Genomic DNA, 24,017 nt, shown 5'->3' with positions numbered 1-24,017 from the left:
GCACGATGACCGAAGCTCAGGATCTGTTCTCACTTCTGCGGCAATCGACCGATGTCGATCCGCAGGCAATCGATGCGATCCGGCGAACCATCGCCGAGGGCAAGGACCGCGAGCTTTGCCGCATCAATGCGCTGGCCTTCGCCAGCAAGAATGGCGTCGACGAGGAGCGCACCATCAGCGCCTTTCTGCATGCGGCGCGGGTGGGCATCTTCGACATCTCCTGGAATGTTCTGTGCCCCGGCTGCGGCGGCGTGCTCGACACCAACGCCACGCTGAAAACCATGCAGAAGGACGAATACACCTGCGCGCTGTGCTCCGAGGGCTATTCGCCAACCCTCGACGAAATGGTCGAGGTGACATTCACCGTCAGTCCACGCATACGCAAGATTGCCGCCCACACTCCACACGAACTGCCGTTGGTGGAATATTTCCGCCAGATCTACTTAGCGTCCGGCGCCGATCTGCCGGAAGAAGGTTTGGCGGAGAAGATGGAAGAGTTCTCGCTGGAGGATATCGAGCTTGCGCCCGGTGAAAAGGCGGTTCTGCCCATACAGCTTCCGCCTGAATTCGTCATCGTGTTCGAGCCGGTCACGCATTCAGCGCAGTTCATCGATGCTAAGGGCGAACCAACAAAGGAGCGCCGAAGCCTCTCCTTGGTTTTCGACCGCGACCATGTCCAGAACCAGACGTTGGAGATGCAACCAGGCCCTTTGCGCATTTCCCTGGAAAACAGGACCGACACCCGCGTGCTGCCGACGGTCTTCATCGCAGGCCACGCATTGCATGATTTCCTGGGCAAGCGCCGGCCCTTCCTGACCGCCAAGCGCTTGCTCACCAACCAGACGTTTCGCGATCTCTATCGCACGGACACGCTCGATATCAACCAGCGGCTGAAGATCACCAGTCTGACCTTCCTGTTCACCGACCTGCGCGGATCGACCGAGCTTTACGAGCGGGTGGGCGATCTGTCAGCCTTCGATCTGGTGCGCGAGCATTTCCAGGTGCTGCACGAGATCGTCGCGGCCGAGGCGGGCGCGGTGGTGAAGACGATCGGTGATGCGGTGATGGCGACCTTCGCGACACCTGATCGTGCGGTGGCCGCGGCCCTCAGGATGCGCGATGCCATGCGTGGGCTCAATGAAAAAAGCGGCCGCGAGGACCTGCTGCTCAAGATCGGAGTCCATGCCGGCCCTTGCATCGCCGTGTCCATGAACGAGCGGCAGGACTATTTTGGCCAGACGGTCAACATTGCTTCACGGGTCCAGAACCTCGCCAACGCACAGGCGATCTTCGCCACCCGCGCGGTGGTCGACGACAATCTCACCGCCGATCTGTTGCGCAGGAACGCGCTGACCCCCGTGCCTCACGAAGTCTCGCTGCGCGGCATTGAGCGGGAGATCGCGGTATATACAATCCCCTGAGGAATTTCAGAGCAATTCCTGGACAAGCGTGAAATGGTTTCCGGGAGAATGGCTACGCTTTCGCTTGGCAATTGCGTTAAAACGAGAAGCTGGAGCAGCGTTTCCGTGAAGCGCTCTCGGCCGCTCACAAGCGCTTGCAGAGGAAATAACGATCGGCAGGCTCCGACGTCGGCGCCGGAAGGGGTTGCAGCAACGGGTGATCGAGCGGCGTGCCACTGACCGCGAAGCCGCCAACGCGAAGCAGGCTCGCAATCAGATCGGGAAGCCAGGTAGCGGTCACTGCATCGCGATCATCATAGCCGGTGCCGATGTCGGCATGAACAAGGGCGGCTTCGATGCCGATGAACTTGCGGCCCGTTTCCCGTATTTCGCCGAGCACGAGGTTTTCAGCTTCGGGAATGGAGCTGGCGTGTGCGCCGACTTCGCGGTCAAACACCACGATCCGGCGCCCGGGCAGGCGTTCGCGCAGATGGTGGAACGTCCGGCCATTGCCGAGGCCAAGCTCGAGCACCAGCCCTTCCATCTTCGCCACCTCGGGGCAGACGTAATCGAGAATGTCACGCTGTGCGGTCATCCTGCTGATGAAATTCTCGAGACGACTCATATGCTTTGTGTGTCCTCAACCAGATCAAGAGATCGGTAATGCCCGCGATTAAACCCCGATCGCGCCTCGCCGCATATAGAGGCCGACGATGGACACTGCAACCACCAAACAGGCTGCCGACGAGGGTCGTACCGGGTGGGCTTGGCGGCCCGGCGGGCGTCGGAATAGGCGATGTCATTTGTATGGGTCTGCCGCGTCCCGCAAGCCGTCGCCAAGGAAGTTGAACGCCAAGATGACGAGAACAACGGGCAACATCGGCAAAAGCAGCCATGGATAGAACGCGATCACGCTGACGCTGCGCGCCTCGGTTAGCAGGATGCCCCAACTGGTTGTCGGTGGCCTCAGGCCCAGCCCAAGGAAGCTCAGCGCCGTCTCGCCCAGGATCATGCCGGGTATGGAGATCGTCGCCGTCGCGATCAAATGCGACATGAAGCCGGGAATGAGGTGCCGCCGGATAATGCGGCTGCTGCTGGCGCCCATCAATTGCGCGGCCAGAACGTAGTCCTCCTCGCGTAAAGCCAGAAGCTTTGAACGCACGGCCCGCGCCAGCCCGGTCCAGTGGAGCAGCCCGAGGATGACGGTGATGCCGAAATAGATCAGGATTGGACTCCAGGTTATCGGCATGATCGCCGCCAGAGCCAGCCATAGCGGAATGCTGGGGATCGATTGCAGAACTTCGATTATCCGTTGAACGATCAGGTCGAAGATACCGCCGTGATACCCAGCCAGTCCGCCTATGACAATGCCGAGCAGGAAGCTGAAACTGATGCCGACAAGGCCGATTGTCAGTGAAATGCGTGCGCCATAGATGATACGCGAGAGCACATCGCGCCCCAGCCTGTCAGTGCCGGCCAGAAAGAGCTGGCCGTTTTCGGCAGGACAGAAGAAATGCCTGTCACCTTCGACGAGGCCCCAGAACCGGTAACTGTCGCCCTTGCAGAAGAAGCGAATCCGCTGAACATCATCCAGTTCGTCGATGTAGTTGCGCTTGAGTGTGTCCATATCCAGCGTCATCTGGCGACCATAGACGAATGGCCCGACAAGCTGGCCGTTGTGGAACAGGTGTACCCGCTGCGGCGGCGAATAGATGTAGTCCATGTTGCGCGTGTGCAGATTGTAGGGCGCCAGGAATTCGCAGATCAGTATCCCGAAATAGAGCGCTGCCAGAAATATGCCGGATGCAAGGGCAAGCCGGTGCCGGCGGAATTTCCACCACATCAGCCGCAACTGCGACGCCTGAAAGACCTTCGACTGCTCCGCCGTCATCGCCTCCACAGACTGCAGGTCAAAGGGCGCGATGGAAACATAGTGTTGCAGTGGGGCACCCGGAGCGGGCAGGGGCGATTGCTTGTTCATTTGGTGCTGCCGCCCTGCAAGCGAATTCGTGGATCAAGCAGCGCCAGCGCCAGGTCGGAAATCAGGACACCGATCACGGTCAGAAAGGCAAGGAACATCAGGAAAGACCCTGCCAAATACATATCCTGGCTTTGCAGCGCTCTGATCAGCATCGGCCCCGTCGTTTCCAAAGACAGCACTATCGCGGTGATTTCGGCACCGGAGATGATGGCCGGCAGGATAGAGCCGATGTCGGAAATGAAGAAATTTAGCGCCATGCGCAGCGGATATTTGACGAGCGCCCTGAAGGGATGAAGGCCTTTGGCGCGCGCGGTCACGACATATTGCTTGTGAAGCTCATCGAGCAGATTGGCGCGCAGCCGCCGGATCATGCTTGCCGTGCCACCGGTGCCAATGATCAAGACCGGGATCCACAGATGGGCGAGGATGGACTTCGCCTTGGCCCAGCTCATCGGCTCACTGAGATATTGCGGGTCCATGAGATGACCGATGGAGGTGCCGAACCAGATATTGGCGAAATACATCAGGATCAGCGCCAGCATGAAATTCGGAATGGCCAGGCCGAGAAGCCCGAACAGAGTAAGGCCGTAGTCGCCCCAACTGTATTGATGTGTGGCGGAGTACATGCCGATCGGAAAGGCGATGAGCCAGGTGAAGATGATCGTGACGAAGGAAACCAGCACGGTCAGCCACATTCGGTCCCCGACGACGTCGCGAACCGGCAGCTCATATTCGAAGGAATAGCCGAAATCGCCGTGCAGCATCCCGCCGACCCAGTAGAAATAGCGAATGACCGGCGGCTGGTCGAAACCATATTCCTTCCGCATCATTTGGATGCGGTCGGAATCTACCGCTTCGCCCTGGGCCCGAAGCTCGGAAACATAGCTGTCGAAGTAATCGCCTGGGGGAAGCTCGATGATCGTGAACACCAGCGCCGATATGATCAGCAGCGTTGGTACCATCACAGCGATGCGCCAGACAATATATCGAAACACGCTCAGGACTCTCCAAGCCAGAATGTATCGGGCATGTAGACACCGAAATAGGCGGTCGGGTCATAGCCGTAGAGCGCCTTGTCAGGCAGATTGCGCAGCCGTGAGGACGCCAGAACCGGCTGATGAGTTCCATTCACCGTGCCGATCGAAAACACCTGATCGGTATAGATCGACAGCATTGAATTCCAGATCTCGGCGCGCTCCGCGGCCTCGGTCGATGCGTTCCAGCGCTTGAGCAGAGCCACCAACTCGACCACAGGCGGAAGATCGGGCGCCTCACCGAGCGTGCCACGAGACAGGTAGTGAGCGCCCCACAGCGGCCATTGCAGCTGGTCATCGATGGTGGGGGCCAACTGGTACGGATTCATGTCGGAGGTCGGCACGCCATTGTCGATGCCCGACCACATTGACATCATGATCTGGCCGCCAAGCGCGCGGCTGCGGAAGATGTCGCGCTGCGAAGTCCGGACGAACAGGGCGATGCCGATCTGGCGCCAGTGATCGGTGATGAGTTCGAGCGCGTCGGTTTCCAGCGTGCTTTCGCCGGCCGTTTCCACTATGATCTGCGCCGGGCGTCCATCGGGAAGTACACGCAGGCCATCATCGTCGCGTTTTTGAAGCCCGACCTCGTCGAGCAGCGCGTTGGCTTGGTCGGGATCATGGGCGACCCAGGCCTTCGCGAATTCCGGCCGGTAGAGCGGGCTCTCCGGCAGAACCGTATCGGCACTTTCCCGCGCTAATCCGTAGAATACAGCCAAATTGATCTCCCGCCTATCCACAGCGAGGGAAAGGGCGCGGCGCACGCGCACGTCACGAAAAAGGCTACGCCATACCTGGTCGGCACAATTCAGATTGGGCAGCAGCGCCAGCCGGGAACCCTGTGTGCGTTTCCAGAGATGCATCTTCACCGGGTAACGCTTCTCCGTATCCTTCAGGAACGAGTAATCAGCGAAGTCGATGCCCATGCTTTGCAGGTCGCTCTCACCCGCACCGGTCTTGGCGGAAATGATCGCCGACGAGCTGACATTCAAGACAAACTGGTCAACATAGGGCAACTGCCTGCCATTCTCGTCTATTCTATGAAAGAACGGGTTTCGCTCGAAGATGAACTGCTCAGCCGGCGGCTTGGTCCGGTTCTGCCAGGGATCGAGCGTCGGCAACTCCGGGTTCTCCGGGCGATACTGCCGCGACATGCGGATATGCAGGAGCGTCCATTTCTGGACCCGGTTCTCCGTCATTAGGCCGGCGAGCCGGAACGGATCTTGGTATTTCTTGTGGAACTGCTTGAGATAGGCGGCTGGCAGAACAAGCGATAGCGGCGAGGCAGCAGCGAGCTTGGGCAGGAAGTCGGGATTTGGCGCCTCCCAACTGTAGCGGACCGTCAACGGGTCGACGATCTCGAAGCGTGGCGGCTTGCCATCTGCCATCAGGCCCGGAGCAAGCCCGCCTGGCGAAAGCTCATCGTTCAGCCAGACATCTTCCCAGCAATAGCGGAAATCTTCCGACGTCAACAGGCTGCCGTCAGACCATTTATGTCCTTCCCGCATCTTGAATGTGAAGACACGATCATGCGCTACGTCGAAACTTTCGAGGATGTCGGGTTGCATGTTAAGCTTTTCGTCATAGCCGACCAGGCGAGCATACCCATAGATCGTCATTATCCGGATATCTTTCTGGCTGCCGATGATCGTGCGCAGCGTGCCGCCATACTGGCCGGGTTGTCGGCCCATCGCAGCCAGATTCAATACGCGCGGACTCTTGGGCAGGCGTTCGGCGAGTGCCGGCAGCGCCCTGGCCTTCAGCTGCGGCTGAAGAAACTCCGGCTCGAGATCGCCTGCGCGTAACGTGCCCGGCACAAATGCCGAAGCCATGAGCCCAAGGACGGTGCGCCGGCTGATCAAGGCCGTAGCTCGCTGACATGGGCCGAACGTCGGGCCAGCACGAGGTGGCCGCCGCCTAGGTCGAGCGGCGACAGCACATCCTCGTCGCCCTCGTCGCGGAATTGGGGTCCCCATGCGCTCCTGTCGGAAGCACCGCTGAGCTTCAGCGTCTTGAAATCCATCGGCCTGTCGAGATCGGGAAACGGCACTGCGGCGACCAGTGAGCGCGTGTAGGGATGGACCGGTTTCCTGAGCAGAATTTCGCGCGGCGCAAGCTCGACGATACGCCCGCCGCACATCACCGCGATGCGGTCTGCCATGTAGTCCACCACAGCGAGGTTGTGGGAGATGAATAGGTAAGTCAGGCCCAGTTCCTTCTGCAGGTCCTTCAGGAGGTTCAGAATCTGCGCCTGGACAGAGACATCGAGCGCCGAAACCGGCTCGTCGCAGATCAGCAGTTCAGGCCCCAGCGCCAACGCGCGCGCGATGCCGATACGCTGCCGCTGCCCACCGGAGAAACTGTGCGGATAGCGCTTGATGAAACGCGGATCGAGCCCGATTGCTTGCATAAGGCTCTTCACCGTGGCTAGTCGGGACGCGGCATTGCCTCGTTGATGGATTTCCAACGGCTCGCTCAAGATGTTCTCCACCGTCATGCGAGGTGAAAGCGATGAAACCGGATCCTGAAAGACCATCTGGATTTTCGCGCGCAGCAGGCGCAGGGCGCCTCTGTCGCCTCCCAACACATCGATCGGTCCATCGCGGCCATTGAAAAGCACAGAGCCGCCGCTAGGCGTGACAGCTCGCATGAGCATCTTGCTGACGGTGGTTTTGCCGGAGCCGCTTTCGCCGACCAGACCCAGGCACTCACCCCGCATGATATCGAAGCTCACGCCGTCCACGGCGCGAACAGGCGTTTGATGATCGCCGCCGAACCATCCCGACTTGCGGATGGTGAAGGTTTTTGTCAGATCCCTGACCGATAGCAGGATGTCGTGCGGCCCCTTCGATGCCGGCGCCGTCTGTTTGCCAAGCAGGTTCTCGACATTCACCGGCACCTCGCGCAGCGCCTTTAGCCGTTCACCAGGCTTCAGGTCGAAATGCGGAACGGCTGCCATAAGGCCCTTCAGGTAAGGGTGACCTGGCCGGCGGAATATCGCCTCGACAGGTCCCGCTTCCATGATCTCGCCATGGTAAATGACGACCACCTCGTCGGCGACATTCGCGACCACGCCCAGATCGTGGGTGATCAGCAGCATCGCCATATTCAGCTTGCTCTGAAGCTCGCGCAACAATTGCAGGATTTGCGCCTGGATGGTGACGTCCAACGCCGTCGTCGGCTCGTCGGCGATCAACAGGGCGGGCCGGCAGATAAGCGCCATGGCGATCATGGCGCGCTGACGCAATCCTCCCGAAAGTTCAAACGGATACATGTCATAGGCGCGCTTGGGATTGGGAAAGCCGACGAGGCTGAGCATTTCCTCGGTCCGCGCCCTGCGCTCTGCCCGAGGCATGGGCGTGTGGATCTGCAGGGATTCGCTGACCTGGTTGCCGATCGTGTGCAGCGGCGAAAGCGATGTCATCGGCTCCTGAAAGATCTTGCCGATGCGGCTGCCTCTCAACGCCCGGATTTCGGGTCCATCGCGCGGCATCTGCAGGATATCCTGTGTCGTGCCGGGCTTTTCAGGATCGGAAAATAGGATACGACCACGAACATGGGCTGTGTTCGGCAAAATGCCCATCACTGCCTGGCTGAGAACTGATTTTCCGGAACCGGACTCGCCGACAAGCGCGGTAACCTTGCCGGGAAGGACGCGAAAATTTGCCCGCCTGACGGCATGCAAGGGTCCCCCGATAATGGCAAAAGAGATGCCAACATCTTCGACCCGCAGTAGATCAACGCCCGAATTCATGCTTACACCGGCCCAGTTTGCCGGCCTGCCGGGCGGCAGACCAGAATGCGAGACTAGCGTATTGCAGGCTTAGAGCAACTTGGATTCGAAACGGTTGCCGGTGGCGAATCGGGCGACCGGACACCAACAAGGCGTTCGGATCAGATGGGGGCGGGCTACTGGAGCTTCCTCGGGTCGCCCGGCGACAGCCGTGCGGCATCGCGATGAAGCAGCATGACCTGCTCTGCCTCCGATCTCCGGTCGTAAATCGCCTCCAGCGCACCCTCTTCATCGAGTGCGAGAGCGCCCGACAGATCGGGTGAAAGCACCGTCAGCTTCTGCTTGAGCCCCGCCAGTTCCTCGCTGCCGAGCGTCAGCCAGCTGTTGGCGCCGCAATAGCTCGCGAAGTCCTTGCTGGCGAGAACGCGGTGCGGGTATTTCTTGGTCAGGGTCTGGAGACGCTGGACCTCGTTTACAGCCGAGCCAAACACAGAGAATGTGAGCCGGTCGGTAAGCCCGACATTGCCGAACATCACGTTGCCGACATGCAGGCCGATGCCAAATTTTATGTCGGACAACCCTTTTTCCTTTCGTCGCAGATTGAGCTCCATCATGCGCGCGGTGGCCTTGTGCGCTGCCGCCAGAGCCGCCTGGCAGGCGATCTCGGACTGCGAGCGATGCCTTTCGCAAGGATAGACGGCAATGAAGCCATCCCCTATGAAACTCATGATCTGCCCGCCTTTGCGATTGAAAGGGGCAGCAATGGCGTCGAAAAACTGGTTCAGCGTGTCGATGTAGATTTCGCGGCCCGAAGTTTCGGCAAGCCGTGTCGACCCGCGCATATCGGCCATGACCAGTGCGGCCCGGATTGTGTCGCCCTCGCCGCGCTTGATCTGGCCGTCCAGCACACGTCTGCCGGCGTCGCCGCCGAGATAAGTGGTCATCATGTTGTCGGCCAGCTTGGTGAGCACCGCCATTTTGGTTGCGATGGCGAGATGGTTTTGGATACGCAGCAGCGCCGAAATCATGCTGTCGCTGAAACCTGAAGCACTGTCGGTCGACCAGGACCCGATCATGCCCTGACTGGTATTGCCGTTGAAGGGATGGACGAAAGCCATGTAATCGGTCACGCCCATAAGCCTGAGTTCATCGAAGACAGGAAATTCCGAGGGGACCGACGGGTCGAGACGACGCCGCAGATGGTCGAGCTTGTTGCTGAGCAGATGGTAGTATGGGCTGGTCAGGAACCTGTCGGAGTGAACGCCGTCCTTTTTGCGGAAGCCTTCCACTTCCATGCCCTGGCCGCGAAGCCAGGTGAAGCCAAGCGCGTCATAGAGCGGATGAAGCATCGAAAAGCTCAAATGCACCCGCTTCAGCGGCAGGCCGGCAGCAGCCAGCCGCTCGCAAAACCCCTTTACCAATGTTTCCAGCTCGTCGCCCGCCAGCGCCGACTGAGTAAGCCAGTCGGCAACCTTATCCATGAGAATTGTGGAAATTTCTGCTCGCGCCATGCTCATACCACCTCGAAACCCGTCGACTTCGATCCGCCATAACACAGTCCGCCAGAGACCCAAAGATACCCTAGGTCAACGGTCGCGTGCGGCGGCAAAGGCGAAGGAATTACCGAATGACTGTCGTTGCAACCAAGGAACAGGCTTAACCGCATTCATGCCTTGCGGCTTTATGTGGCGAAGCTGCGGCCGGAGTGCAATCACGTTCCTGACATTCGCAAAAAGTTGCCGGCTGGGGCGCTGTCAGGCCTTCACCACCGTCTCTCGGAGCAGCCCGAGACGCCCAAAAACATTGCGTGTGTCGACGATCAGAAGGGCATGATCAGCAATGGCCTGATAGTCGATCGCGTCATGGTCGGTTGCAACGACGACAGCATCGAAATCCTTCACCGCCGCCTCGGTCAACTCGACCGAACGGCGCCCCCTGATGGCCATATGCTCTCGTGTGGTCGGGATCTCGGGAACATGCGGATCGTGGAATTCCGCCTTGCCGCCCCATTCCTCGATGAGTTCGATGAGCCGCAATGAGGGGCTTTCGCGGATGTCGGGCACATTCTTCTTGTAGGCGAGCCCGATGATGAGAATGCGCGAGCGGCTGAGCGCCTTGCCGCAGCGCCGGTCCAGCGCTTTGGCAAGTTCATCGACCACTTGACGCGGCATAGCAGTGTTGATCTCTGCCGCCAGCTCGATGAAGCGGGTCGGCAGTTCATATTCGCGCGCCTTCCACGTCAGGTAGAAGGGATCGATTGGAACGCAGTGCCCGCCCAATCCGGGGCCAGGATAAAAAGGCATGTAGCCGAAGGGCTTGCTCTTGGCCGCCTCGACCACCTCCCAGATGTCGATTCCCATCGCGCCGAGCACAACCTTCAATTCGTTGACGAGGGCTATGTTGACTGAACGGAAGATATTTTCCGTCAGCTTGACTGCCTCGGCGGTCGCCGTGCTGGAAACCGGAACGACGGTTTTGACCACCCCTTGGTAGAAGGCCTGCACGAGCGTCGCCGCTTCAACGCCGTCACCTGCCACGACCTTGGGGATCGTCGCGACTTCAAAGTTGCGGTTGCCGGGATCCTCGCGTTCGGGCGAGAAGCCAAGAAAGAAGTCTATCTTCGACCGCAAGCCGGTTTCTTCCAATATGGGCTTGATTACATCGTCGGTGGTGCCGGGATAGGTGGTAGATTCCAGCACGACGAGGTGGCCGAGACGCAGATGCTTTGCGATGATGCCAGTCGTGTTCCTGACAAAGGAGAGGTCCGGCTCACGGTTCTTCGTCAGCGGTGTCGGAACGCAGATGATGATGATGTCGCAGGTTGACAGTTCGGCAAAATCCGCCGTGGCGCGGAACCGTCCACTCGCCACGTGGCCGGCAAGGGCAGTCGACGTCACCGCCTCAATGTAGGATTGGCCGCTGTTCAGGCTCTCGACCTTCTGGGCTTCGATGTCGAAACCGAAAACGGGGGAAGCCGGCGCGTGCGACCGCAATTGCCAGCGGCAACCCCACATAGCCCAATCCGATCACGCCGACTTGCGCGGCTTGGGTCGAGATACGGTTCAGCAGACGGTCATATGCCGAAGATCGTGAAGCGTCCAAATCTGCTTTCCCGTTAATTGGGACAGGATGGCCGGTGCCATGCGCGGTTTCCCAGTCCCACAGAACCAATGGCCGAGGCATATTGCGGAAAGTGGATTCTCGCAAGCTGTCATCAGACCGGCAACTTTGCCTTCAGGTTCGCGGCAGCCATCGCATAGCCGCCGGCGGCACCATCTATGAAATGAACGTGATCGCGGTGCAGCGGCGAGGCGACGAGGCATGTCATCAACGCCGATTTCTGGCGGTGCAGGCCATAGTTGCAGATGCCCGCCTCTTCCGCCTGTTTCAGCCGGTTCTCTATCCGTTGCAACACATCAGCGTCAACGTCGATGGTCATCTTCAAGCCGTCGTCGAATTTCCGGAAATCCGAATTGCTGGCCACGTCGCGTTTGTAGATCTTCGGATCGAAACTGCCGATGGTCCAGCCATATCTATCGGTGACGGCCGTAAGCGCCATCAGGAACACTATCCACAGCTTCGACAGCCACCGCCGTCCCACCGGCGCCGTGGCCCGCGCCTCGATGTCGAGGCCGGCGGGCAGCAAGCTGTAACTCGGCCCGTTCACCGGCACCGGGTGGCCATCGCGTTCCTGTCTGCCGGCAATGGCGATGATGTCGGATGCCAGAAACTGAAAACCGCGCAGATCTCGCGACGAACCCGGAGTGGCTATGATCGAGACGATTTCGCCATGACGGGTTTCGATCGGGTTCCAGCGGCAGGACAGGCCGGTCAGATCCGGCCGTGCGCCGGCCGGAGCAGGATCGATGCGGTAGCGCCCCGCTTTCATCTCGGCTTCCGCCCAACTGCCGCCACCGCCGGCGAACATGGTATAGAAGACCGCATCGGATGCTTGGAACCTTGCCACGCGAACGTCGAGGCCTTGCGCTCGAATATCCTTTATCGGCACGATTGCGGCACGCAGGGTTAGGTGCAGTTCGTCCGCCACCCATCTCTGGACAGCCGCCAGCGCCTTGCGGGTGGGCTCCATCGCCGAGCCGGGAAAGGCGACGAGCGCCCCGTCGCCGCCGAAGACAAAGGGAAGGTCTTGCCGACCCAGCGCGTTGAGGAGGGCCGAAATGACACTGGCGCCGGCCATATTGACCGTTTTGTAGCGTCCCGTCTCGATCGCCTTGGTCGAGCCGACAATGTCGGCGGTGGCCAGCGCCCAACCATCGGGGAGGGGCCGATAGTTATCGATGTCGGCAACGCTTTCGAATTTTGCGAAGGCGGGCAGAGAGGCGACAAACGGGTCCGAGGCGGCAGCTGTTTCCATGAGCATCAGATAGCACATTCCACTGATTGGAGGTGCAGTCGATGATGCTTGCAAATTTGACTTGCGCATGCTTTCCGATGATAGGGTCGCGCAATGCGAATTGCCTTCTACGCGCCGCTGAAGTCGCCCAATCATCCCGTTGTCTCCGGCGATCGCCAGATGGCACGGATGCTGGTCCAGGCGCTGCAGCATGGCGGGCATAGCGTCGAACTGGCATCGGAGTTGCGCTTCTATCTACGCCAGCCGGAGCCGAAAAGTTTCGATGCGCTCAAGATCGAGGCCGCAGACGAAGCCGCGAGACTGACAAGGCTTTGGGACCGTGACGGCAAGCCCGATCTCTGGTTCTCCTATCATCCCTACTACAAGGCGCCCGACCTGATCGGGCCCGCGCTGGCTTCGGCCTTTGCTGTCCCCTATGTGACGGCGGAAGCCTCCTATTCCAGGCGACGCAACGCCGGCTTGTGGGCCGATAGCCAGGCGCTGGTGGCGCGAGCCATCGAACAGGCGGCACTGAACATCTGCTTCACCCAAAGGGATCGTCAGGGACTGGCGGATGCCATTCCTGGCGCAGCTTTCGGCATGCTTTCACCCTTCATCGACACATCGGCATTCCACGAAATGCCTGCACTGGATTATCCGACGCGCCTCGTCACCGTCGCTATGATGCGCCCGGGCGACAAGGTCTTGAGCTATCGCATGCTGGCGCAAGCGCTCGGGTCGATCGGCCACCTGCCCTGGACCCTGTCGGTCGTCGGCGATGGACCTGCCCGTGACGAGGTCAAGGCGCAATTCGCCGGCTTGTCCGCCGACCGTGTCGAATGGCTTGGCGCGATTGAGCCGGCAGCCGTGCCGGATGTCCTCTACACCAAGGGAATCTACGTCTGGCCGGGTTACGGCGAGGCCTATGGCGTTGCCTATCTTGAAGCACAGGCCGCCGGCCTTCCGGTGGTGGCTCAGGACATTGCCGGCGTGCCGGAGGTCGTGCGGGATGGCCAGACCGGGTTTCTCACCCCGCCGCGAGATGTGGCGGCGTTCGCTTCCGCCATTGAAAGGCTTCTGGCCGGCGCCGACGAAAGAACCATCATGGCTGCACAAGCCAGACGTTTCGTTCTCGAAGAACGCTCCCTCGGTGGCGCGGCGGCGCGTCTGGCCGAACTTCTCAAGAAGATCCCGGTGTCATGACATCCGACCCGATCTGGCAGCCCCTGGTGGAGGAGCTGGCGCGCCGGCAACGGGCGGGCCGCAAGGCGGAGTTCTGGCTGCGCGACGATGACGCCGTGGATCCGACGCTGGCGCTCGATCGGTTGCTCGACCTCACCGGTGACTTCGCGGTTTCGGTCACCCTGGCCGTCATTCCGGCCCTGACCAACGAGAAGCTTGTCGTCCGGCTTGACCAGGCGCCGCATGCCACCGTTGCCGTCCATGGCTGGGCGCACCGAAATCATGCCCCCGAGGGCGAGAAGAAGCAGGAGCTCGGCGCGCATCGGCCACGCGAGGTGGTGCTCGACGACCTGGGTCGCGGGCTGTCACGCGTAACCGGCCTGCACGCCGCACGTGCCGTTCCGATGCTGGTGCCACCCTGGAACAGGATCGACGCCGGCGTGGTATCCGATCTTGGATCGACAGGATTTACGGCATTGTCGGTCTTCGGGCCGCCGAAGCCGGCTGCCCTGGCGGTCATCAACAGCAATGTCGACATCATGGATTGGCATGGCACGCGCGGCTGCCGCGATCATGGCCTGTTGGTTCAGGCCATCGTCGCGCAATTGCAGCGTGCATTCGACGGCGGCGAACCGGTCGGCCTGCTCACCCACCACCTCGTCCATGATGAATCGGCCTGGCTTTTCCTCGAACGGTTGTTCGAGATCACCACGCGGACCGAAGCCTGCGCATGGCTTCCGATCAAGACATTGATCGGGCGCGGCGCCGCTAAAGCTGTTCCAGGAAAAGGGTAAGCGGAGGAATGTACCTCAGCGCTTTTTGTGCACCGAGACTGGAAATTTGAGCGTCTGGCCATCCCGTGCGGCAAAAGCGCCGGCAAACCTGTCTTTGGCCAGTCTCTCCATCCCGTCCAGCTCATCGTCGGTGCGTGACGGATCGTGGTGAAACAGCGCAAGTCCGCGCGCACCGGCAACTTCACAGAGCTTGACGCCCTGTTGCCACGTCGAGTGCCCGTTACCGCGGTAGCGCTCCATTTCCTCCTCGGTGTAGGTGCAATCGTAGATGACGAGGTCGGCATCTTCGATCAGCTGAAGCACCGCCTGGTCGAGTTCGCCCGGCTCGTGCTCGGTGTCCGTGATCACCGCTACGACGCGGCCGCCCCATTCGACCCGGTAGCCTATGCAGCCACCCGGATGGGTAAGACTACCGGTTCGCACCACCACCCCTTCGCGCGGACGAAGCACGTCGCCGGATGCGAAATCGCGGCAGTCGAGGCTCGCCCTGCAGACACCGAGTGTCACCGGAAACCATGGCGGCCGAATGAATTCATCGACCATCTGCCGCGTCGTCATGCGTCCAGCGAGATGCCCGGACCAAAGCGCAACTTTGATGCCCCGTTCATACATAGGCTTGAAAGCTGGCAACCCGATGATGTGATCGTAGTGGCAATGAGTGAAAAACAGATCGAAATCGGTCACGCCCGACGCCCGAAGCGCCTTGCCGGCGGGCCGCAGGCCGGAGCCCGCGTCGAACAGAAGCGTATGCTCGCCGCACCGCATCTCGATGCAGATCGTGTTGCCGCCATAGCGAGCGAATTCTGGCCCCGACACCGCGATGCTGCCGCGTACGCCCCAAAACCTGACCAGGAAAATGTTGTCGTCCATGTACGCCCTAGGCGGTTCGCGCGTCGATAAGGTCCGCGGTCGTACTGCTTAGCCGCTCGGCCAGCACCCGCAATATCTCGATGGTCATTTCCGGAAACTCCTTCATAAGCCTCAGGAAATGGTCCTTGCGAATTCTCAAGGCTTCCAATTGGCTTGCTGCCCTGACGGTGGCCGTGCGGGAGCTGTTGCACAATATGGCGATCTCGCCAACGATCGAATTTGGCATCAATTCGGCGACTTTTATCGGTCCGTTGTCGGAATCGACCAGAATATCCGCCCTGCCTGAAAGGATGACATAGGCGGCGTCCGCCTCGTCGCCCTGCCGGAAAAGGATCTCGCCGGCACCGTAATTCACGCGATCGGATGTGAACGCGAGCAGCTTGAGCTTTGCCGGCTCGATGCCGGAGAACAAGGGAACGCGTTGCAGCATTCCAACTTCATCCTTGAGCAGCATTGTCGCAAACCTTCCCACAATTCGCGTCCGCCAGACTATGACAGAAGTTCCTTGAAGATACCGTTCCCTGCCAAAAGTGTCTCGTGTGTTCCGTCTTCCACCAATTGACCCGCATCGAAGACGATAACGCGATCGAACATCGTCGCCATTGCCGGATTCGTCACCACCCATACAATGGCCGGCGAATGGTCGTCGCGTCTGGCTTCCTCAAGCACGTTTCGCAGCACCTTTTCCTGCACCCGCTGTTCCAGCGCCGACAGCGGCCGGTTGAGAATGAGAAAATCGGGACGCTTGAGCAAGGCGCGGGCAATATCGAGCTTCTGTCGCTGTCCGCCGGTCAGGCGCCTGCCGGCGGCGCCGACATTGAAATCGAGGCCGACATCCAGAAGCTCGGCATAAAGCCCCAACTCGTCGAGAATGTCATAGACGATGGAGCGTATGCGGTCAGGCGCGTCGGGATGATTGCTGCCCACACGCCCGAACAGGACATTGTCCATGACCGTGGCCGCGGCAATGTATTTGGCAGGATCGTAGCGTTCGATCGCGTCCTGCAGCTCGGCCGGCAGGTTTTCGTAGAACTGGTTGCGTGCAGCGACGATCTTGCCCATCAGCTCGTCGGTCAGCAGGCCGAAGCGATGCCGGGGCTCGATATAGGCAAAGCTTAACGTGACCATCATGGCGCGGTCGTTCTCCGAAACCGCATCGTAGGGACGATTCTTGAGCCGTTGCAGCAAGGTTTCGTAGGCGGGCATCTCCTCGGCGCTCATGAAGGCGAGCTGCTGGAAAAACTGGTGTTCCGGCGGCAGGTCGGCAAACAGCTCGATCGCCTGTTCGGCGATCTCCATGCCCATTTCGTAAAGGGTGCGGTCGAGGCCGGCTTGCTTGAGCACGGAAGCAAAATAGGGATTGGCCGCCAGTGCCTTGTGAGCCAGCTCGGGGCCGGCGGCGGCGCCGAAGAGCAGGTTCTGGCCGATCGTCGCTTCCTTGTTGTAGGCGCCCGGTTCGAAAGGAACCACCAGCGCGCTCAGCCCTTCTTCTTCCAGCCGTGTTCGCAGCGCCGCACGCAGTTCGACGATCCTTTCGGCAAGCTTGGTGTGGCGCGTGAGGTCGGCCGAAGAGCGCAAGCCAAGATCCAGAATGTCGCGCGACAGAAGAACTGCGTCGAGCACCCGGCGCACCGCTTCGAAGAGGTCGTGCGGGCCGGTAGCGCCGGCGGAGGCATAGTTGATCCAGTCGCTGCGGATATCGAGATCCGGATTGCCCGACCGGCGCGCCTCGTCGATGTTCCAACGGTGCTGGTCCGCCGCGGCGCCGTCATAAGTCACCGCTGTCAGCGGCGCATGCTTCAACCCGTAGAGCAGGTTGTCGCGGAGGCTTGCCTGAAACAGGAAAACATCCGACGAGGCATAGGACATGCGCCGGCCGGTTACGGCTTCGGGGAGATCAAGCAGGTCGTCGCTGCCCGAAGCGACCCTTCCGCTGTCCGGCCAGTTCAGCCGCGCGAAAGCTTCCGCAAGCGCCTCCGCTCCGCCTGTTGCGGTGCTGACCAGCGCCACCGTCTCGCCCGGATTGACCTCGAGCGAGATGCGATTGAGGAGCATGGCGCCGCCATCGTCGGCTATGGACAGGCTGATCGCCGACAGCGGCTTGGTCATCGGAGCGGGATCGTCGATCGTCAATGCCCCGATATCAGGCGCGATCATATCCTCGACGGTGAATTGTTCAACGACCTGCTGATATTTGACCTGGACATCCTGCCGATCCTGATCCCAGTCGATCAGTTCCTTCATCGGTCCGGGCAGGTCCTTATAAGCGCCGATCACGGCCACGAGCTGGCCGACATCCAGCCGCCCCTGGATGACCAGATACCCACCGATCATGTAGAAGAGAAAGGGCGTGAGCTGCGCGAGGAAATTGTTGAGGAACTTTACCATGAATTTCCATTGGTAAAGATCGAAGCGGATTTTGAAGATGAGTCCGAGCCGCGCAGCTATGTCGGCGCGCTCGTAATTTGACGTGTCGTGGACGTGAACCGCGCCGATGCCGTCGACGATTTCGCCAACCCGGCCCGAAAGCGCGCGCGCCGTCAACTGCCGTTGACGCCCGAGCACGAGCAGCCGCCGCCGCATCCGCGGGATGAGCACGATCTGGATCGCCACGATCACGACCGCTATCATTCCGAGCCAGACGTTCTGGACCATGATGAACAGCATGGCCGTCAGCGCCTGGCCGCCGAGCAGCACCGGCTGCAGGAAGGCATCGCCGATGAAGCCGCCCAGAGGCTCCACCTCGTCCTTTACCATGGTCGCCACTTCGGCGGATTTCACCCGCTTGAAGTAAACCGGCGGAAACCGCAGCACACGATCGACCAGATCGAAGCGGATACGCCGCAGCATGCGTTCGCCGAGGCGGCCCTTGTAGGTATTGATGTAGAGTTTGAACAGGCCGTTGATGACGACCAGCAAGAGGAACACGATGCTGAGCGCGAGCAGCGTCGCCGTGCGGTCGAGCTGAAAACCGGAGAAGAACTGCACCTCGCCAATGAACGGCAGGTTGTAGTGCAGCCGCATGAACGGCAGCGTCGCGCCCGGTTGCTCGAAGCCCTTGCCCTGGATCGGGCCGTTGACGATCAGCTTCGGCAGGTCGAACGACATGAAATACGGGATCATCGAAAGCACGACGATCATCAATATCCAGAGCTGCTGCTTCCTGGTGTGCGTCCAGATATAGCGGGCTAGGCTGGGTTCCATATGCGACTGTCAGTTTGAAGGATGCAGGATGTGAAGGCACCTGGCAAATGATGTATCGGCAACGTCTTCGCCGCCAACGACAAGCTCGAAGCTGCGAGCCAGGCGAATGGGCGCCGATGGTCCGGACAGATGCAATCGGCCTCCTCCGCCACCGGCCAATGGCGGAACGGCTTGCGGCACAGTTGCGTCCGCAAGTCGAACAGCCTTGCGTGAGGCAAGATTGCGTTGTGTCGCCCGAAATCCCAACATAGAAGACGAATATGATGGATGTCACGCAACCACGCAATGCCGGCCCACGCAATGCCAGCCTGGAAGGGCACGAGCAGGCCCTGGACCTCACACGGGGAATTGCCGCCTATGTCGACCACCCTCTCGTGGCCGGGCTGGCGCGCGTCATCGCCAAGCATCCGCAGGCCGATATCGCCAACGCCTTCAACCACAAGCAGGTCGCCTGCAAGATGTGGGCGCTTGACAAGCTATTCGAAAGCGACGGCGGCCGGTTCGGGCGTATATGGGTTCTGGGTGGATGGTACGGCGTATTGCCGGCAATGCTTTTCAACGACGCCCGCTTCGACATAGCGGCGATCGACAGCATCGACATCGATCCCGAAGTCGCGGCGGTCGCCCTGACCCTCAATCGGGAGGCCGGTGACCGGTTCCGGGCGCTGACGGCAGATATGTACGCCCTCGACTATGCGGCCGGGCGGCCCGACCTGGTGGTCAATACGAGCTGCGAACACATAGCCGATCTCGGCGCCTGGCTTGCCCTGCTTCCGCGGGGTACGAACGTGCTGCTGCAATCGAACGATTATTTCAGCGAGCCGACGCACATCAACTGCGTGGCGTCACTTGCAGCCTTCGAAGCAATGGCGGCGCTGCGGGAGATCAGGTTCTCCGGCGAACTGCCGACAAAAAATTATACGCGCTTCATGCTGATCGGAACTGTTTGAAGCGCTCGCGCAGGATTTGCGCCGAGCGACGGGCGCCTTCCAGATCGAGACGATGCGCGACTGGCGGCGGTCCTGCAAGCGCCCGGTCAATCGCTTGCGCCAGATCTTCAGGCGTCAGGTCCTGTTCCATCAGCACCGTTGCAAGACCGAGTTCTTCGAGCATCAGGGCGCGACGCGTCTGTTCGGTTTCCCCGCCGGCTGCAAAGGGAACGAGCAGGGAGCGACACCCCGCGCGCAGGACATCGCAGACCGTGTTGTAGCCCGCCTGCGAGACCGACAGGCGGGCGCCGGTCAGCAGGCTGGCGAAATCCTCGCGGAACCGGAAGATGGACAGGCCCGGCGTGGCATCGCGTGCGATCGCCTCAAAGTCCTCCTTCGGCAGGTTGGGGCCGGTGATCAAACACCATGTCCAGGCGTTGTCGGCATTGCGCGCCGCTGCGACGGTGGATCTGACAAGGCTCTTTCCGGCGGCCCCGCCGCCAACCGACACCAGAACGTCGAAATGCTCGCAGGCCGCTTGCGCCGGCGGCGCGGCAACGAGCCCGGTGTAGGCGACCTCGGCCCTGATGGCGCCGGCCAGTGGAAATGTCTTGTCGATGGTTGCGAAAGCCGGATCGCCATGGACCAGGACAAGGTCGAAATGCCTGTTGACGAGATCGACCGTTTCCTCGTTTCGGCCAGGCTTGACGCGCTCCTGAAGGATGTCGCGGACGGACGTCGCCAAAAGCGGTCTGGGCGATGTCGCTTCGATGGCCTCGATCAGCGGCAAGAGTTCGAAACGCATCTGCCGGCGTCCAAAGGGAAACGCCTCGATAATGACGATGTCGGGCCCGCAATCCCTGAAAGCCTGCAGCAGCATCTCTGAACGGCGTTTCTTGAAATCATCGTCGATGGGTTTGCCCTGCAGGTCGACAAGCCCGGAAAATCCTTCGTCGCCGGAGGTGACAGGTGGCAGGGTCACGGATTTAACACCCGGTCCGGGAAATCCCGCGATCGGCGCTCCGCCGGTCACGACGGTTACGTCAAACCCGTCATCGACTAGCGCCGCCGCAATGCGACTGGCGCGCGCGAGATGGCCGATGCCGAGCAGATGCTGGACATAGAAGAATGCGCAGAGCCGCTTCATTCGGCGGCCCGCCACTCCCGCTCGAACAGTTCCTTGAGCTGTCCAATGCCTGCCACATGATCGAATTTGCTTCGCACGCGCTGCTCCGCGGCGTCGCCGAGGCGGGCGCGCAGTACAGGATCGCGAATCAGGCGCTCCAGCGCCTGTGCCAGGGCAATCGGGTTTTCCGAGGAGACCAGCAATCCGGTCTCATCCGACGACAAAAGCTCCGGCACGCCGGAAATATCGGTCGACACGCAGGCAAGCCGCTGGCTGGCCGCCTCCACCAGAACATTGGGCAGACCGTCCCGGTCGCCATCCGCGGTGATCCTGCAGGCCAAAGCGAAGATATCGGCGCTGCGGTAGTGCTCGAGCACCTCCTCCTGCGCCAGCGCGCCTTTCCAGGAGACGCGGCCATCCAGTCCGAGCTTTTGCGCCAGCGCCTTGAGCCGTTTCAGTTCTTCGCCGCCGCCGATATGCTCGAAATGCCACGCCAGATCACCAGGCAAGAGGGCAAGAGCCTCCAGCAACGTATCGTAGCCTTTCTTTTCAACGGCGCGTCCGACACTCAGGATGATGACCGGTTCGGCCGGCACCGAGCCGTCATGCTGTTTTCGCGCCTCGCGGAAACTGCCGAAGCGATGAAGGTCGAGCCCATGATAGCTCAGATGCACAGACGAGTTGCCGTTGGCGAGTTTTTTCAGACGATCGAAGCCGGTTTTCGTGCAGGTGACTGTCCAACGGGCCGAGGAAAGTTTGCTAGCCAAATCCCAGTCCGGCGAAGTCCAGATATCCTTGGCATGGGCTGAGCAGCTCCAGGGTAGGCGACGAAGCTGGCTGGCGTAGCGCGTCACCGATGCCGGGGTGTGCACGAAATGCGCATGCAACCATCCTGCTTCTTCAGGCCATTCGGCCGCTAGCACGAGCGCTTGCCCGAAGCGGCGTGCGCGATTGCGAGAAAAGTCGCGGCGGATATCGGTGGCGAGCGATCCGAGCGCGCGCCAGAAACTCGGCCGCGGCAAATAGGCAAGCAGCGAGCGAAGCACGCGTAGCGGCTCGTCATGCAGGTATTCCGGCAGGTAGTGGACGGGCGCTTTGATCTCGTCATGCACGGGATGCCGTTTTGCGTCGGTGGGCCGCCTGAGTGCGACGAGTATCAAATCGAACCCCGCGCGTTCCAGACCGAGCAGTTCCTGCGCAATAAAAGTTTCCGACAGCCGCGGATAACCCTTCAGGACCACGACGATCTTGCGACGTTGCAAGTCAGTTGATTCCTTCAACGACCGATAGGTGGTGGCCGGCCCGCCGGTCGAGCAATTCCGCGACAATCTCGGAAATATGAGGCAGCCCTTCCAGCGTCAGATGCGGATTACTTTGTGAGGGGCGGGACCGGTCCGGCAGCGACACCAGTGCATCGGCGAATCGCTGGGAGTCCTTGGCTTCTTCCGGCAAAAGCAGCTCGATGAGGCCGAGTTGGGATGCGCGCCGAGCGCGAATCAGTTGTTCCTGCCGTGGCTCGATGCGCGGCACGATCAGCGCCGGCTTGTCGAAAGATAATATCTCGCAATAGGTGTTGTAACCGCCCATGGCCACGACCGCCTTGGCGCCGGCAATCAGGTCTTCCATGCGGTTGTCGAACTCGATCATCTTGATGTAGGGGATCTTGGACCCCTTCCTGAGCAGCTTGTTGCGCTTGCGGGCCGGCATGTAAGGCCCAAGCACGATCAGCGCCCTGTGCTGAAGTTGCGGATCCTGCTGATAGGCATCGAGGACGTCGTGAATCAATTCGGCACCGTCGCCGCCGCCACCGGTGGTCACCAGGATGTAGTCGCCCTCGGGCCGGTGGCCGGGCAACTCGTTCCGCTGCAGGCTCCGTTGCAGGAAACCGAGAAAACTCATCTTTGCCCTGACAGCCGGCGGCACATCCATGCCGGTCAGCGGATCGTAGAAATCCGGCGGGCCGTAGACCCAGACCTTGTCGTAGAACAGGCCTATCTTGCGCATCACATCCCTGCGCGCCCACTCTGCTTCGAGCAGGTGCGGCGCATCCATCACCTCGCGCAGGCCAAGCACCAGCGTTGTTCCACGCGTCTTGAGATAGGAAAGGGTATCCTCGATCTCACCGCGCAGGCCGAGCGGTTCCTTGTCGACGATGAAGATATCCGGCCGGAAGGTCTCGGCTGTGTGGCGGATGATCGACTGGCGCAGCCTCAGCGTCTCATGCAGATCGATATCCTTTTCCAGGGAGGTGTATTCGCCGTTGCGTAACTTGATGACGCTGGGGATCTTCACGAAGTCGACTCGGGCGCGGTAATCGAAGGCGCCAGCGATCGTCGCACCCGAAATGATAAGCACCTGAAGTCCGCGGAAATCCTCGACGAGCGAATGCGCGATAGTCCGGCAGCGCTGCAAGTGGCCAAGCCCGAACGTGTCGTGGCTGTACATGAGAATTCGAGCGTTTTCTGCGTGCTGGGTCATTGTTGAACGTCTCTTAGAATTCTCGCCTTAAGGACCGTGAGCGACGCGCCGGCTTCGAAACCACCGTAGCTTTGAGAAATAAGGTCGCCATTTTCAATATATTTTACTTCGGTGGAATGCCTGCCAGACAGGCATTCCGATCGTCTGAGTCGGAAACTTGATGGATTGGCGAATATCGCCTTGCGGGGGCCGAGACTCCTGATTGTCGTTTTGGGAGGGATCGAAGGGGAACGTGGTATCCAAAAGATCGGCAGAAATCATCCCTCTTGATTCCAAAAAGTTTCGGTGTCTCCGAAAACCATTGGGTCGGAGCGGTGCGGGTGAGTTGCGCTTTCCAGCCCGTGTAGCCAATCGTCCCACCGTTCATTGTTGTTGTGGAACTCATTTCGCGCGCCGTTGTCCTCGGTCTTGGGGGACCAAGGGTGCTGCCCAACAATCTGTTGATGGGCCGTCTGATTGTGGTTCACCGACCAGAACTGAGTCATCTGTCGCGCAAGCTAGCCGGAATTTCAGCAAGAATCGAGTGGATGTCAGCGCGGGCAACGCACCGCCCCGCAGGTGGGTGTGCAAGACCAGTTGCTTGTCGATCGTAATGGCCTCTAGTTATCTCGCAATGTTCGACCATGACCAGCCCAATTTACCACGACGCCGAGGGGGCCCGCCAGCATTTGGAGGTCATTCGTTGGCCGCATGGTGCGTTTTGCCCTCATTGCTGCAATGCCAATCCGGGAGCGCATCACTACGCTTGCCCGCAAGTCTACTCGCCCGGTGTAGTGCACCGAAGGGCGCCTGCCATTCTCTGTCACTCGCGGAATCGCCGATAGCCGTGGACAGCTCATCTTTGGCCTGGAGGTTCGTCCTACAGCTAAGAGAGGAACCGGGATCCAACCTTGTTCGGTACCGGGGAGGACGCGTTTTGACAACAATGTCTT

17 protein-coding genes and 1 pseudogene are annotated in these 24,017 nt (G+C 60.4%); 4 read left to right on the top strand and 14 right to left on the bottom strand.

What is annotated here, in order from left to right; genetic code table 11:
- Window positions 1-5: 5 nt before the first annotated feature.
- The gene (locus LB577_RS29620) at window positions 6-1,421 is read left to right on the top strand and encodes an adenylate/guanylate cyclase domain-containing protein (protein WP_224689992.1); all 1,416 of its coding nucleotides are present in this window, start codon (window positions 6-8) and stop codon (window positions 1,419-1,421) included.
- A gap of 124 nt (window positions 1,422-1,545) precedes the next feature.
- Here LB577_RS29620 and LB577_RS29615 read toward each other — a convergent pair whose 3' ends face one another.
- From LB577_RS29615 to LB577_RS29580, 8 genes and pseudogenes are all read right to left on the bottom strand, one after another.
- Entirely contained in the window at window positions 1,546-2,025 is a 480-nt protein-coding gene (locus LB577_RS29615) for a class I SAM-dependent methyltransferase (protein WP_224689991.1), read from the bottom strand.
- A gap of 174 nt (window positions 2,026-2,199) precedes the next feature.
- A complete protein-coding gene (locus LB577_RS29610) occupies window positions 2,200-3,381 on the bottom strand; it encodes an ABC transporter permease (RefSeq protein ID WP_224689990.1) in 1,182 nt (393 codons plus the stop codon).
- The gene (locus LB577_RS29605; protein ID WP_023767396.1) at window positions 3,378-4,376 is read right to left on the bottom strand and encodes an ABC transporter permease; all 999 of its coding nucleotides are present in this window, start codon (window positions 4,374-4,376) and stop codon (window positions 3,378-3,380) included. The genes LB577_RS29610 and LB577_RS29605 overlap by 4 nt, the downstream gene beginning before the upstream one ends.
- 2 nt (window positions 4,377-4,378) lie before the next feature.
- On the bottom strand, window positions 4,379-6,247 hold the full coding sequence (locus LB577_RS29600; protein WP_411969355.1) for an ABC transporter substrate-binding protein: 1,869 nt from the start codon (window positions 6,245-6,247) through the stop codon (window positions 4,379-4,381).
- A 26-nt stretch (window positions 6,248-6,273) separates the two neighbouring features.
- Window positions 6,274-8,169, bottom strand: a complete 1,896-nt coding sequence (locus LB577_RS29595; protein ID WP_224689988.1) for an ABC transporter ATP-binding protein — start codon at window positions 8,167-8,169, stop codon at window positions 6,274-6,276.
- A 155-nt stretch (window positions 8,170-8,324) separates the two neighbouring features.
- Window positions 8,325-9,665, bottom strand: coding sequence for an adenylate/guanylate cyclase domain-containing protein (locus LB577_RS29590; RefSeq protein ID WP_031258066.1), 1,341 nt, complete (start codon window positions 9,663-9,665; stop codon window positions 8,325-8,327).
- A gap of 237 nt (window positions 9,666-9,902) precedes the next feature.
- Window positions 9,903-11,250, bottom strand: a pseudogene (locus LB577_RS29585) (nucleotide sugar dehydrogenase).
- A 112-nt stretch (window positions 11,251-11,362) separates the two neighbouring features.
- Window positions 11,363-12,541, bottom strand: a complete 1,179-nt coding sequence (locus LB577_RS29580; protein ID WP_224690002.1) for a DUF3095 domain-containing protein — start codon at window positions 12,539-12,541, stop codon at window positions 11,363-11,365.
- Window positions 12,542-12,616: 75 nt separating this feature from the next.
- On the opposite strand from LB577_RS29580, the gene LB577_RS29575 reads away from it, so the two are divergent.
- Both LB577_RS29575 and LB577_RS29570 read left to right on the top strand, forming a co-directional pair.
- A complete protein-coding gene (locus LB577_RS29575; RefSeq protein WP_224689987.1) occupies window positions 12,617-13,705 on the top strand; it encodes a glycosyltransferase family 4 protein in 1,089 nt (362 codons plus the stop codon).
- Complete coding sequence (locus tag LB577_RS29570) at window positions 13,702-14,478, top strand: polysaccharide deacetylase family protein (protein ID WP_023767389.1); 777 nt, start codon at window positions 13,702-13,704, stop codon at window positions 14,476-14,478. The genes LB577_RS29575 and LB577_RS29570 overlap by 4 nt, the downstream gene beginning before the upstream one ends.
- A gap of 15 nt (window positions 14,479-14,493) precedes the next feature.
- Here LB577_RS29570 and LB577_RS29565 read toward each other — a convergent pair whose 3' ends face one another.
- The 3 genes from LB577_RS29565 to LB577_RS29555 are packed head-to-tail and all read right to left on the bottom strand — an operon-like array spanning window position 14,494 to window position 18,552.
- Window positions 14,494-15,348 carry an MBL fold metallo-hydrolase gene (locus LB577_RS29565; protein WP_224689986.1) on the bottom strand — a complete coding sequence of 285 codons (855 nt, stop codon included), beginning with the start codon at window positions 15,346-15,348 and terminating at the stop codon, window positions 14,494-14,496.
- Between the two features lie 7 nt (window positions 15,349-15,355).
- On the bottom strand, window positions 15,356-15,802 hold the full coding sequence (locus LB577_RS29560) for a cyclic nucleotide-binding domain-containing protein (RefSeq protein WP_023767387.1): 447 nt from the start codon (window positions 15,800-15,802) through the stop codon (window positions 15,356-15,358).
- Between the two features lie 35 nt (window positions 15,803-15,837).
- Window positions 15,838-18,552: an ABC transporter transmembrane domain-containing protein gene (locus LB577_RS29555; RefSeq protein ID WP_224689985.1), complete on the bottom strand. Its 2,715-nt coding sequence runs from the start codon at window positions 18,550-18,552 to the stop codon at window positions 15,838-15,840.
- A gap of 263 nt (window positions 18,553-18,815) precedes the next feature.
- Between LB577_RS29555 and LB577_RS29550 the strand changes: the two genes are divergently transcribed.
- A complete protein-coding gene (locus tag LB577_RS29550) occupies window positions 18,816-19,502 on the top strand; it encodes a class I SAM-dependent methyltransferase (protein ID WP_224690001.1) in 687 nt (228 codons plus the stop codon).
- Here the strand turns inward: LB577_RS29550 and LB577_RS29545 are convergent.
- The 3 genes from LB577_RS29545 to LB577_RS29535 are packed head-to-tail and all read right to left on the bottom strand — an operon-like array spanning window position 19,480 to window position 23,085.
- Window positions 19,480-20,628: a glycosyltransferase family protein gene (locus LB577_RS29545; RefSeq protein ID WP_224689984.1), complete on the bottom strand. Its 1,149-nt coding sequence runs from the start codon at window positions 20,626-20,628 to the stop codon at window positions 19,480-19,482. The genes LB577_RS29550 and LB577_RS29545 overlap by 23 nt on opposite strands.
- On the bottom strand, window positions 20,625-21,869 hold the full coding sequence (locus tag LB577_RS29540; protein ID WP_224689983.1) for a glycosyltransferase: 1,245 nt from the start codon (window positions 21,867-21,869) through the stop codon (window positions 20,625-20,627). The genes LB577_RS29545 and LB577_RS29540 overlap by 4 nt, the downstream gene beginning before the upstream one ends.
- A 1-nt stretch (window position 21,870) precedes the next feature.
- A complete protein-coding gene (locus LB577_RS29535) occupies window positions 21,871-23,085 on the bottom strand; it encodes a glycosyltransferase family protein (protein WP_224689982.1) in 1,215 nt (404 codons plus the stop codon).
- Between the last annotated feature and the right edge of the window lie 932 nt (window positions 23,086-24,017).

Source organism: Mesorhizobium sp. B283B1A, assembly GCF_020165735.1.
Classification (GTDB): domain Bacteria; phylum Pseudomonadota; class Alphaproteobacteria; order Rhizobiales; family Rhizobiaceae; genus Mesorhizobium; species Mesorhizobium opportunistum.
Note: the sequence above shows the minus strand (reverse complement) of the source record. Positions and strands in the feature narration are given on the sequence as shown.

What these genes read in the sequence shown, in the direction of transcription:
- LB577_RS29620 (WP_224689992.1), top strand. Translation starts at nt 6, where the DNA reads ATGACCGAAGCTCAGGATCTGTTCTCACTTCTGCGGCAATCGACCGAT.
- LB577_RS29615 (WP_224689991.1), bottom strand. Translation starts at nt 2,025, where the DNA reads ATGAGTCGTCTCGAGAATTTCATCAGCAGGATGACCGCACAGCGTGAC.
- LB577_RS29610 (WP_224689990.1), bottom strand. Translation starts at nt 3,381, where the DNA reads ATGAACAAGCAATCGCCCCTGCCCGCTCCGGGTGCCCCACTGCAACAC.
- LB577_RS29600 (WP_411969355.1), bottom strand. Translation starts at nt 6,247, where the DNA reads ATGGCTTCGGCATTTGTGCCGGGCACGTTACGCGCAGGCGATCTCGAG.
- LB577_RS29595 (WP_224689988.1), bottom strand. Translation starts at nt 8,169, where the DNA reads ATGAATTCGGGCGTTGATCTACTGCGGGTCGAAGATGTTGGCATCTCT.
- LB577_RS29590 (WP_031258066.1), bottom strand. Translation starts at nt 9,665, where the DNA reads ATGAGCATGGCGCGAGCAGAAATTTCCACAATTCTCATGGATAAGGTT.
- LB577_RS29580 (WP_224690002.1), bottom strand. Translation starts at nt 12,541, where the DNA reads ATGTGCTATCTGATGCTCATGGAAACAGCTGCCGCCTCGGACCCGTTT.
- LB577_RS29575 (WP_224689987.1), top strand. Translation starts at nt 12,617, where the DNA reads ATGCGAATTGCCTTCTACGCGCCGCTGAAGTCGCCCAATCATCCCGTT.
- LB577_RS29570 (WP_023767389.1), top strand. Translation starts at nt 13,702, where the DNA reads ATGACATCCGACCCGATCTGGCAGCCCCTGGTGGAGGAGCTGGCGCGC.
- LB577_RS29565 (WP_224689986.1), bottom strand. Translation starts at nt 15,348, where the DNA reads ATGGACGACAACATTTTCCTGGTCAGGTTTTGGGGCGTACGCGGCAGC.
- LB577_RS29560 (WP_023767387.1), bottom strand. Translation starts at nt 15,802, where the DNA reads ATGCTGCTCAAGGATGAAGTTGGAATGCTGCAACGCGTTCCCTTGTTC.
- LB577_RS29555 (WP_224689985.1), bottom strand. Translation starts at nt 18,552, where the DNA reads ATGGAACCCAGCCTAGCCCGCTATATCTGGACGCACACCAGGAAGCAG.
- LB577_RS29550 (WP_224690001.1), top strand. Translation starts at nt 18,816, where the DNA reads ATGGATGTCACGCAACCACGCAATGCCGGCCCACGCAATGCCAGCCTG.
- LB577_RS29545 (WP_224689984.1), bottom strand. Translation starts at nt 20,628, where the DNA reads ATGAAGCGGCTCTGCGCATTCTTCTATGTCCAGCATCTGCTCGGCATC.
- LB577_RS29535 (WP_224689982.1), bottom strand. Translation starts at nt 23,085, where the DNA reads ATGACCCAGCACGCAGAAAACGCTCGAATTCTCATGTACAGCCACGAC.